This window comes from Pseudomonas helmanticensis (assembly GCF_900182985.1).
GTDB classification, from domain to species: Bacteria; Pseudomonadota; Gammaproteobacteria; order Pseudomonadales; family Pseudomonadaceae; genus Aquipseudomonas; species Aquipseudomonas helmanticensis.
Map to the genome: position 1 here is coordinate 2,572,194 of NZ_FXUY01000001.1, position 11,453 is coordinate 2,583,646.

An 11,453-nucleotide genomic window follows, 5' to 3' on the forward strand; every position below is an offset into this window, starting at 1 on the left:
CTGACTCAAGCGAGCAACTGTGACCAGTTGATCGGCGCGTCTTCTCTCAAGGTAAAACCCTTGCCGGTCGAGGCCAGATTGGCGTTATAAGCCGCATCTTGCGCAAAAACAGCGCTCCATTTTTCACGCAATGCAGCCAGCGACTCAGGCGCTTTCGGCAACTCGCCGGTATGTAGCACCTGCACCTGCGGCGTCCACACCGTGAGGTAACCGGCCTGTCCCGCCTTGAGGCACAGATCTACATCGCTGAAGGCGTCGGCGAAGATTCCCTCGTCCAGGCCGCCAAGCGCGTCAAACAGTTCCTTGCGCACCATCAGGCACACTTTCGACACAGCCGAATAGTTCTGCTCGACTGCCAGGCGCTGCATGTAGCCCTCGGCGGAATGTTTCTCGCCGATGAAGGCCGAACCTACGCCATCGCCAAACCCGAGAATCAAACCGGCCTGTGAGACTTTGCCGTCGCGGTCCACCAGCTTCGCACCCACGATGCCTACTTCCGGACGCAAGGCATGATTGAGCAACGATTCAATCCAGTTCGGGTTGACCACCTCACTGTCCGCAGCCATCAGCACCAGGCACTCGCCTTTCGCCTCTTGGCTGGCAGCATTGAACAGCGCCGCGTCAGTCAGCGGTTTATCGGCATGCAGGACACGGACCCTGGTGTTCTGCAATGTACCCAGCCAGTCGTTGACGTCAGCCGACTGATTGGGATTTGCGGCGATCAATACTTCATAGCGGGTATACCGGGTTCTGAGCAGGACGCCTTCCAGGCAACGTTGCAGTGCCGGGAGATCGTCGCCAGCAGGCAAGATGATCGAGACCAGAGGTTGTTCGGCATGACGGTAGTCGACTTGATAGGTGCCAGGTACCGCTGAAGTGACCTTGGCCTTGTAGCCGCGATTACCCAGATGGCGTAACAACGCCTGACGCTCATGAGCGTTTTCCTCCAGCATCGGCGCCTGGGAAATCAGCAACGGTTCGTCGAGGTGCGCCAGACCGCCGAGCCCGCCGCGCTGAATGATGCGCAGGAGCAAATCGAATTCCAGGGCTTTGCTGAAGTCCGCCTGATAACCACCGACCTCAAGCAGAACATCCCGACGGATCAGCCAGTGACGAGCCATCAGGGACGGAACGCTTTGCAGCAGATCAAGATTGAAGCCCGGCCGGAACATATCAACCAGTGCCCCCTTGTCGGTGCGCTGGATTTCATCGGTAGCAACCGCGCGAATGCCTTCGGCAGACATCAGCTCAAGGCTCGCCCGCAGCAATCCGCCCGCAGTGAACTCATCACCTGCCTGAGCCAGCAACAACCAGTCGCACGGTGACTGGCTGGCGCTCTGATTCAATTTGTCGACGAGATTACCCGGCGTGACGCGAACAAAGTGCAACGTGTTCTGCGCGGTAGTCGCCGCTGGTGCTTCACCCGTGGTGAAAACCACAATCCTGAACGCTTTGCAGTGCCCCTCGAGCAAGCTGTCCAGAGTCACCTGCAACTTATCGATATCGTTGTCCAGATCCAGCAGGAAAACACCGAAGTGCGGACCGCCACCGTTGGCGGCCAGATGCCGGGCAATCGATTCGATGTGTTCAACTGCAGGCTCGCGCGTTGCCAGCCACTTGAGCAGGCGACCGGATTGCATCCTGTCGAACACTGCGTGGTGATCATCGGCGGTCAGTGTCGCGAGGCGTGCGATCCACTCGTGCATCGCTTGCGCTTCGTCCTCATCACCCAGCGACTCCAGTTGAGTCGCCAGACGATTGATAACCGTACGGTTGAAAGCATTCAGATCATGAGCCTGCCACAAACGGTCCAGCACGCTTTCCGGCGTGTCGTTGTTGCGCGCTTGCAGCAAATGCGCCTGGCGAGTCCATATGCCTTCAAGTCCTTCCAGCTGAATGCGTCCGGCCGGCATGGCGTGCAGCATGAATTCAAACTGCTCGAGACGATCAAAGAATGGCTGGTTGTAAAACGGCATTTCAACGTATTGCAGCGGCCCGAAACGACGATCCGGCATTTTCAGCGACTGATTCCAGGTGGACTGGAATATCAGCTCTGCGGTCAAGGCTCGCCCGGATTGCAGACTGTCGACCATCGCCTCGAAACTTTGCAGGGCAAACGCTTTGCCCTGCTCCGCATCAAGCCCTTCAATGCCAGTGGGCAATGATGCGAGGAATTCGGCAAAGCCTTCCCGCTCGGCGACCGACTTGGCGTCGATATAAGTCAGCGAGTGATACACCTCGGTGCTGTGCTCAGAGTCACCGTAGTTGATCTCGCGCACAACATAAGGCATCGGCAGGATGCGTGCCTTGGCGCTCGCCAGCAGGAAGTAGACGTGACCGATTTCCTGCCATTGAAAACTGGTCCCGGGCGGCAGCGACGAGTGCCACTTCTTGATCAAATCGGTACGGCATACCGCGTAGAACGGAGGAATGTACTGACTCATGTAATCGATGACTCGATCCTGAGCCCGCTCGGAGGAATAATCCTCCTGAACCTTCTTGTCCCGGCGGTAGTAACTCACGCTGCCGGCAAGTGTCAGGTACATCAGGCAATAACCGTGACACATGCCGTAGTCCGGGTTCGCCTGCAGGAAGCCCACTGACTCGAACAGCGAGTCGTGCAGGATGAAGTCGTCGTCGGCAGCCAGCACCATATACGGCGTTGTCACCAGCTCCACACCATAGGCCAGCTTGGCCTGCATTCCCCAGTAAGCAAACTGCGGAACGTGATGGTAATCGACTAAAGAAAAATCGCCCTCAGCCCGCTCGGTAGTAGAGTCCAGCACCATGATCTTGCAGGGCAAACTGCTGTAATACTTTACCGCCCGGCGTAAAAACGCGGGCCGGTTATGAGTAAACAGCACCACGGTCAACAGCTCGTTGAGCGGCAGCGCTTGTTCAGAACTGTACTTGCCTTGCATAACTTCTCTCCACAACCGGCGACTGGCCGAGATAACGCTTTGATGATGTTGCGAATTAACGAACGCGACGCAGATAGCCGTCCGGCGCCACGGTGATCAGCAGCTTGTTCTGCAACTGCTGGTCGATCTCGAAATCCTGGTTCTCTTCGAGGTATTTCCACACCGCGGTTTTCGGGTTATCGCCCGGGCCCCATGGACGATCCGGAAAGAAATCGGCGGGCATGTCTTCGACCACGGTGTCCATCACCACGCAATAGCTGTCGACCGACACCAGCGGCGCGTAAAGGCGCAGCTCTTCGAGGACGTGATCGTGGGTGTGGTTGGAGTCGAGCACCAGAATGACTTTCTTGCCTTTGGCCGCAGCCTGCACCTGCGCGGCAATGCCGGCGTCGATGCTTGAGCCTTCGATCATCTTGATGCGCTTGGCCATCGGGTGGCTTTCGATCGCTTCGCGGTTGTGCGGACGAATATCGAGATCGATACCCAGCACTTCGCCGTGGCCCTGCAGCTCCAGCAACGAGGCGTAGTAGATGATCGAACCGCCGTGGGCGATGCCGCACTCGATGACCAGATCCGGTTTGACCTGCCAGATGATCTCCTGCATTGCCATCATGTCTTGTGGCAACTGGATGATCGGACGGCCCATCCACGAGAAGTGGTAGCTGTATTTGTGTTTGGCCGATTCGTTGAAGAAATCACGGGCCAGACCAGTGAGTTTCTGGTCGTCGCCTTGCTGGGCAATCTGTTCCCGGCACTCGGCTTCGAAAGCTTGGTTAATGCTGTTGTCGGTCATTTTCAAAATCTCAAGGGTCACTGGAACGAAGCGCTGTCGACGGCGTGATAGACATAACGTCCATCGGTCATCCGCTTGATCTCTTCGAGGTAATTGGAGTTCATCACAAACAGGTTGGCGCCTTCGGGCAAGGCGTCCATCGCCTCTTGCGGCGAGGACACCTGCACACCACTGAGCGGCAGATAACGCCCTTGCTTGGCCGGGTTGATATCCACCACCCGATCCACCGCCACACCTGCGCGTTGCAGGAACAGCGAATAGATCACGCCTTTGGACGAAGCGCCCCAGATCGCCGAACCCTGCTCGGGGGCGGACTGAATGATCTGCACCGCCCGGTCGAGACTGGCAGTGAAATCGTCGGGCAGCTCCAGGCGTGGCACCGGTTGTTCCGGGGTCAGGCGCAATGTCGCCAGGTCGGCGACGATGTACAGGTATTGGCCACCGAACAGGTGACCGGCCTCATGCACAGTGCCGAACATCCGGCGCAGGTCATCGAGGCGGAAATAATTGACGTGCTCGTAGAACAGGTCGAACCAGGCTTTGTGTTCGAGAATCCAGTCGAAGCACGGCACTTCGATGTAGATCTGCCCGCCCTGATTGGCTTCGGCGATTACCGCGAGGAAACTCACCGGGTCCTGAATATGTTCCAGCACATGGCGCAGGACGATGGCGTCCGCCGCCAGACCGAGGCCACGGGTGAACGGCGCCTTGATCACATCGGCGTTGTCACCTTCGTACGCCGGGTCGATGCCGGTGATCGAGTAGCCAAGGCCTTTGAGCAATTCAAGGAAGTAGCCCTTGCCGCAGCCGACTTCGATCAGCTCCTGGCCTTTGAAATGCCTGGCGATGATCCCTTCGACGTCGCTCAGGTGCTTCTGGAACTGGCCGGAATGCGCCTGCTCGTTCTGATAGTCAGCGTCGTAGCTGAGCTTGTCGGCGTCGAACGCGGCATTGAAGATCAGGCCGCTGCGCTCATCCTGCACCAGCAGCATGTCGGCACTGGCCGAGGCCTGCGCCGATTGCGCGTCGGCAAAGGTCCGGTTCTGCAGCACCGGCAGGTCGGTGACCCGATACAACTCGTGCCTCATTGCGACTCTCCCAATAACAGTTGCAAGCGCTCGGTCACCGCCCAGAACGCCAGCGGTTCGTGGTTCGGATACGGGTAGTGGCCGAGGTTCAGATTCAGGCTCGCGCCGCGTTCGCGCAGACGCTGTTCGACCAGCGCACGCACCGACACCGGTTCGCCGCTGGCGCAGTTGATCACGCCAGCGAAATCACGCTGCTGAAGAATGCTGGCGAGATGACCGGCAGCGGTTTCAATCGCCAGAAAATCGCGCAACTGCTCACCGGCAGACATGTTGAACGACGGCTCGCCGGCATCGATTGCCCTGTCCAGCGCCGCCAGCAGGCTGCTGGGATTCTGCCCTTCGCCATGCAGGTAAAACAGCCGCGCCCATTGCAGAGTGAACGGCTGCTCTTGCGCAAGGTTCTGCAAAAACAGATGCAAGGTGTGCTTGGCCAGACCGTAAGGGTTGCTCGGCCGTGGCTCGGTGCTTTCGCTGAGTGGGCCGCTCTGCATGCCATATTCGAAACAGGTGCCCGTGATGAGGACTTGCTTTACACCCGTCTCGACTGCGCTTTTGATAAAGCGGTAATCAGTCATCAGGTTGTGTTCGAAGTGAAACAGCGCCCGATAATTCGGCAACCCTGGCCAGGCCAGATGAGCCAACGCATCGCAGCCGTCAGTCAACGCCGCCACGTCCAGATCGGCAGCGTGAATATCCGCCGAGATGAATTCGACGTCATTGATCCACGGCATGCTCGCCGCTGTTTCGGCGTTGCGTGCAACCGCCCGCACCGCACAGCCACGTGCCAGCAACGCCGCGACCAGATGCCGACCGACGAAGCCTGTCGCGCCCGTGACCAGAACCTTCACAGCACTTTCAACTCAGGCACGGCGATCACGAAGCGCCCGTCCCACTGACGTACCTGCGCCAGTTGCTGACTGACTTCGTGCAGCAGATTCCACGGCAGCACCAGCACATAGTCCGGTTGCTCGATATCGATCTGCGCCGGCGCGACAATCGGAATACGACTGCCCGGCAAAAACTTGCCTTGCTTGTGCGGGTTGGCATCGGCCACCCAAGCCAGCAAGTCAGGCTTGACCCCGGCGTAGTTGAGCAAGGTGTTGCCCTTGGCTGCCGCGCCATAACCGACCACCCGTTTGCCGTCAGCCTTGGCCTGCAACAGGAAGCGCAGCAGCTCATGTTTGATGCGTTCAGCAGCCGGCGCGAGGGTCGCGTAGTACTCGACGGTTTTCACCCCGGCAGCCAGTTCGGCCTGCAACTGTTGCTGCACCGCTGGCTGCACGGCACGGCGTTCACCGTCCTTGCGCTGGACGAACACGCGCAGCGAGCCGCCGTGCGTCGGCAGTTGGCTGACGTCGAAGACTTCCAGGCCATTGCGCTCGCACAGCGCTTGCACGGCGGTCAGCGACAGATAGGAATAGTGCTCGTGATACAGCGTGTCGAACTGCGCGCCAGCCATCAGCGTCAGCAGTTGCGGGAATTCGAACGTGGCGACGCCGCTCGGCTTGAGCAAAGTGGCAAAGCCGCCGAGAAAATCATTGATGTCCGGCACGTGCGCGAGCACGTTGTTGGCCGCCATCAGATCAGCGCCCCAGCCTTCGCCTGTCAACTGCGCGGCAGTCTCGCGACCGAAGAACAGTTCACGAATTTCCAGGCCTTTTTCGCGCGCGGCTTGCGCGGTGCTGCGCGTCGGTTCAACACCCAGGCAGGGGATGCCACGAGCGGCGACGTATTGCAGCAGGTAACCGTCGTTGGCCGCGACTTCCACGACGCGACTGTCGGCAGTCAGGCCAAAGCGCTCGACCATTTCGGCGACATAGCGCTCGGCATGCGCCAGCCAGGTGCTGGAGAACGAACTGAAGTAGGCGTACTCGGCATCGAACAGGCTGTCGGCGCTGGTGTAATCCTCGGTCTGCACCAGCCAGCATTGCTGACACACCGCGACCTTCAATGGCACCCATTGCTCGGCCTGTTCCAGGCGATCGGCGTGCACGTAGGCGTTGGACGGTGGCGAGGTGCCGAGGTCGATCAGCGGCAGGCTCAGCGGTGCGGCGCACCCACGGCAGTTCATAGACGCACTCCAGCAAAGTGTTGATCGAGCGCGGGATGGCTGGAATCACGCACTGACAAATTATTGACAGGCAACGGCCAGGCAATCGCCAGCCGTGGATCGTTTACCGACAGACCGCCCTCATGCTCCGGCGCGTAATCGGCGCTGTGCAGGTAGAGCAATTCGGCGTCTTCGCTGAGGGTCTGGAAACCGTGGGCGAAGCCGGCCGGAATCAACAGGCTGCGACCGTCGCCGGCCTTGAGGTGCTCGGCGTGCCAATGCAGAAAGGTCGCGGAATCGGGGCGCAGATCCACCGCGACATCCCACACTTCACCGCGCAGGCAGGTGATCAGTTTGGCCTCCGGCGCATTGCCATTCTGATAATGCAAACCACGCACACTGCCCTTCTCGCGAGTGCAGGAATGGTTGATCTGACGGATATGGAATTCGCTGCCAAACGCACTCAGGCTGCCCTCGCAGAACAGCCGGGCGAAGTGCCCGCGCTGATCTTCGAAGCGCTTGTGCTGGACGCTGAACAACCCGGCGAGCGGCAACGCCTTCAGGGAAAACTCGCTCACAGCGCGCCTCGGTACAGGTTCAGTTGGCCGAGGGTGACGTTGCGCATGTCATCGCCGTTCTGCCACGCCAGGTGCCAGTCGAGGGTCTGCGTCAGGCATTGCTGCAAGGTCCAGCGCGGTTGCCAGCCAAGGACCTGACGCGCGCGGCTGCTGTCCAGGCGCAACAGGCCGGCCTCGTGCAGTTCGCTTTTTTCGATGCGTAAGCCGCGCGCTTGCGGCCAGCGGCTGGCGAGCAATTCGACCACTTCGCCGACGCTGCACATGTCCGTCTCGCCCGGGCCGAAGTTCCACGCCCCGGCGTACTCCGGGCCCTCTTCGTAGAGACCGGCGGCGAGTTGCAGGTAACCGGCCAGCGGCTCCAGCGCGTGCTGCCACGGGCGCACGGCTTGCGGGTAACGCAGGGTCACCGGCTCGTCTGCGGTCCAGGCTTTCAGCACATCGGGGATCAGGCGCTCAGGGGCGAAATCGCCGCCGCCCAAGACGTTGCCAGCGCGCGCGGTGGCCAGCGCCAGACCGTGCTCGGCGTACTTGTCGGCCGGGAAGAACGACGCAGCATAAGATTGTGCAAGCAGTTCACAGCAAGCCTTGCTGCTGCTGTAAGGATCGTGGCCACCGAGGGCTTCGTCTTCACGGTACGGCCACAGCCATTCCTTGTTGGCGTAGACCTTGTCGGTGGTGACCAGCACGCAGGCACGCACGCAACCGACCTGACGAATCGCTTCGAGCAGGTTCAGCGTGCCCATGACGTTGCTGGAGTAAGTGCCCAGCGGATCGCGATAACCTTCGCGCACCAATGGTTGCGCGGCCAGGTGCAGAACGATTTCCGGCTCGGTGTCGGCGATGATTTCCAGCAGCGCGCCGAGATCACGCAGATCACCGCGTTGATCGTTGATGCCTTCGTGCACGCGCGCCAGTTCGAACAGGCTCGGCTCGGTCGACGGATCGAGGGAAAAGCCGCTGACTTGCGCGCCGAGGCTTTGCAGCCACAGGGTCAGCCAACTGCCTTTGAAACCGGTGTGACCGGTAACGAGAACGCGTTTACCGCGCCAGAAATCCGCACTCAAGCCCATTGCTTCCATGGGGCCTCCCCGCTCTGCCACAGCGCTTCGAGATGGTTTTTGTCACGCAGGGTGTCCATCGGATGCCAGAAGCCTTCGTGTTCGAAAGCTTTCAGTTGTTCATCTGCGGCCAAACGCGCCAACGGCTCGGCTTCCCAGGTGGTGGCGTCATCGGCGATGTACGGCAGCACTTTCGGCGAGAGCACGAAAAAGCCTCCGTTGATCCAGCCACCGTCACCGCGAGGTTTTTCGGTGAAGCCCAGCACTTGATCGCCCTGACGCTCAAGCGCGCCATACCGACCCGGTGGCTGCACGGCGGTGACGGTCGCCAGACGGCCGTGGGCTTTGTGGTAATCCACCAGTTGCGCGATGTTGATATCGGAAACGCCGTCGCCGTAGGTGAAGCAGAACGCCTCTTCATCCTTGAGGTAACGGCCGGCACGCAGCAGACGGCCACCGGTCATGGTTTCCTCACCGGTGTCGATAAGGGTGACGCTCCACGGCTCGCTGTAATTCTGATGCACATCCATGCGGTTTTCGCGCATGTTGAAAGTGACGTCGGAGGTGTGCAGGAAGTAGTTGGCGAAGAAATCCTTGATCGCGTAGCCCTTGTAGCCCAGGCAGATCACGAAGTCGTGAATTCCGTGGGCGGAATACTGCTTCATGATGTGCCAGAGAATTGGCTTGCCGCCGATCTCGATCATCGGCTTGGGCTTGAGGTGCGACTCTTCACTGATGCGCGTGCCGAGGCCACCCGCCAAAATTACTGCCTTCATCGTCTCCCCTCTCGCTCGTCACAGGGCTGCGCAAGGCTTTGTTGAGCTGTGCGAGCCTTCTGGCTAAACCTTTTGCCGCTGCGGGCGCTGCTGAGCGCTCGTTTTATGGCGATTTGAGGGGTACTTGCAGGAAACGCGCCAGCTCGGCAAGCCCCGCGTCCGGGGCACAAAGGCCCATGAAAAAAGGGATGAATCCGTCAGCGGAATCATCCCTTTGATCAAGCTACAGCTGTGGTTTGAATGGATCAGCCAAACATGGCGAACGCATCACCACTGGTTGGCAGATCATAGACCTGGCCGTCGGCGGTCTGGATATGCTCGATGGTGTTGAAGCCCGCGTACCAGTCCGCCAGTTTCACGCCGTTGTCCGGCACACCACTGCCGGTGTCATTGGCACTGTGCAGATAGGCGTCGTTACCGATGCGGGTCACGCTCAACTGACCGGTATTGGCAATGGTGTTGAGGATCAGGGTGTCGTCCATGTCCAGCCCTTCATCCTGAATCGTCACCAGCCCGATGGTGTTCACCACGTAGGTGTCATTGCCGTAACCACCATAAGCACTGACGCCGGAGAGTGCCTGGCTGGAGAAATTGATGATCAACTGGTCATCGCCCTGCCCGCCAAAGGCAACCCCGCTTCCCAGCGTGATCGTGTCATTGCCGTCATCGCCACTGGCCCAAGTGAACAGGTCGTTGCTGGCAGCGACGATGACATCATTGCCCGCGCCGCCTGAAAGCGTATCCGACTGCCCTGCAGCATCCTGCCCGGACGCCAGACCGCCGTAGAGGTGGTCATTGCCATCGCCGCCCTGAATCTGGTCGTCGCCCGCACTGCCCTCCAGAATGTTGTCGTCCGAATTGCCTTCAAGGGAGTCATTGAACTGACTGCCGCGCAGGCCTTCGATATCAATGTAAACGTCATAAAGAGCAATGCCGCTCTGCGGGCCCCAGTTGAGGGAGGCGCTCAAACCTTCAGTGCTGTCGCCGTAACTGACGATGTCGATACCGGCTCCACCTTCGAAGCGATCGCCACCCGCACCACCGTACAACACATCATTGCCGGCGCCAGAGACGATGGTGTTGCTCTCGTCATTGCCGTAGCCGGTAAAGTCGGCAGTCCCGGTATACGTCAGGTTTTCAATGAACGGATCAAGGTGCATCGCAGACAGATTGGTGTACAGATGATCGGTTCCGCCTCGAAAATCACCCTCCTCTTCAATAGTCACTCCGGCGCTATTGATGATGTAGATATCGTCCCCGTCACCACCCGCGACAGTCACGCCAGCGACATTGACGGTGTAGTGGTCAGCACCCGATGTACCGATGACTTTTTCCACGTTTCGCAGTGTGTCGCCCTCTGCGTTGACGCCATCACCGCCGATCAGCAGGTTGACGGAATCAAAGGCGGATCGATAATTGACGGTGTCGTAACCAGCGGCACCATCAACGATCATCGAGCCTTGATGACGATAAATCACGTCATCGAAATTCGAACCCTGAATCGCTTCAATGCCAGTGAAAGTGTCGCCATAAGCGATGGTCAGACCGTCGAAGTTGCTGAAGTCCTCGACCCGTACACCCTCAAGGCTATCGCTGTAGCTGACCGTGTCGAAGCCATCGCCACCGACAAAGTGATCGGCGCCCGCGCCGCCCCACAACCAGTCATTACCGGCGCCGCCAATGATTTCGTTGTCACTGGCATTGCCGTAACCGCTGAAATCGCCGGTACCGGTGAACGTCAGCTTCTCGATAAACGGGTCCATCTTGATGGTATTGAGGCTGGTGCGCAGCTCATCGTAGCCAAGATGATCCTCCTCGGTGATCGTCACGCCCTCGCCGTCGACAATGTAAACATCATCACCGACGCTGCCCTCCAGCGTCACACCCGCCACCGAACTGGTGAACGTATCGTTGTGAAAGCTACCGAATACTTTCTCCACTCCAATCAGGGTATCGCTCTTGCCATCGGGGCCGGTGACCGTAGCCACACCGCCGCCAAACTCGACATTGATCCCCGAGGACATTGCGTAGTAGCTCGCCGCGTCAAAACCTTCACCGCCATCCAGTACGTCTGATCCCGCGCTGCCCAGCAGTAAATCATCCGACTCCAGTCCATAGAGTTGGTCATTATCGTCGGTGCCCAACAGGACATCCGCTTCACTCGTTCCATTTAAGACAGCCATTTGCGT

General features: G+C 59.3%; 9 protein-coding genes. All 9 read right to left on the bottom strand.

Features of this window, described 5'->3' with window-relative positions; translation table 11 throughout:
* Positions 1 to 5: 5 nt before the first annotated feature.
* Positions 6 to 2,921: a TIGR00180 family glycosyltransferase gene (locus tag QOL84_RS11410; RefSeq protein ID WP_283437259.1), complete on the bottom strand. Its 2,916-nt coding sequence runs from the start codon at positions 2,919 to 2,921 to the stop codon at positions 6 to 8.
* A 55-nt stretch (positions 2,922 to 2,976) separates the two neighbouring features.
* The gene (locus QOL84_RS11415) at positions 2,977 to 3,714 is read right to left on the bottom strand and encodes a cephalosporin hydroxylase family protein (protein ID WP_093439633.1); all 738 of its coding nucleotides are present in this window, start codon (positions 3,712 to 3,714) and stop codon (positions 2,977 to 2,979) included.
* Positions 3,715 to 3,731: 17 nt separating this feature from the next.
* Positions 3,732 to 4,802: a class I SAM-dependent methyltransferase gene (locus QOL84_RS11420; RefSeq protein ID WP_283437260.1), complete on the bottom strand. Its 1,071-nt coding sequence runs from the start codon at positions 4,800 to 4,802 to the stop codon at positions 3,732 to 3,734.
* A complete protein-coding gene (locus QOL84_RS11425; protein WP_283437261.1) occupies positions 4,799 to 5,650 on the bottom strand; it encodes an NAD-dependent epimerase/dehydratase family protein in 852 nt (283 codons plus the stop codon). The genes QOL84_RS11420 and QOL84_RS11425 overlap by 4 nt, the downstream gene beginning before the upstream one ends.
* Entirely contained in the window at positions 5,647 to 6,873 is a 1,227-nt protein-coding gene (locus QOL84_RS11430) for a class I SAM-dependent methyltransferase (RefSeq protein WP_283437262.1), read from the bottom strand. Before QOL84_RS11430 ends, QOL84_RS11425 begins: the two co-directional genes overlap by 4 nt.
* On the bottom strand, positions 6,870 to 7,430 hold the full coding sequence (locus tag QOL84_RS11435; protein WP_283437263.1) for a dTDP-4-dehydrorhamnose 3,5-epimerase family protein: 561 nt from the start codon (positions 7,428 to 7,430) through the stop codon (positions 6,870 to 6,872). The genes QOL84_RS11430 and QOL84_RS11435 overlap by 4 nt, the downstream gene beginning before the upstream one ends.
* Positions 7,427 to 8,509 carry a CDP-glucose 4,6-dehydratase gene (gene rfbG / locus QOL84_RS11440; protein WP_283437264.1) on the bottom strand — a complete coding sequence of 361 codons (1,083 nt, stop codon included), beginning with the start codon at positions 8,507 to 8,509 and terminating at the stop codon, positions 7,427 to 7,429. Before rfbG ends, QOL84_RS11435 begins: the two co-directional genes overlap by 4 nt.
* Positions 8,491 to 9,264, bottom strand: a complete 774-nt coding sequence (rfbF, locus tag QOL84_RS11445) for a glucose-1-phosphate cytidylyltransferase (RefSeq protein WP_108226864.1) — start codon at positions 9,262 to 9,264, stop codon at positions 8,491 to 8,493. The genes rfbG and rfbF overlap by 19 nt, the downstream gene beginning before the upstream one ends.
* A gap of 245 nt (positions 9,265 to 9,509) precedes the next feature.
* Positions 9,510 to 11,447 carry a calcium-binding protein gene (locus QOL84_RS11450; protein WP_283437265.1) on the bottom strand — a complete coding sequence of 646 codons (1,938 nt, stop codon included), beginning with the start codon at positions 11,445 to 11,447 and terminating at the stop codon, positions 9,510 to 9,512.
* Positions 11,448 to 11,453 lie beyond the last annotated feature (6 nt).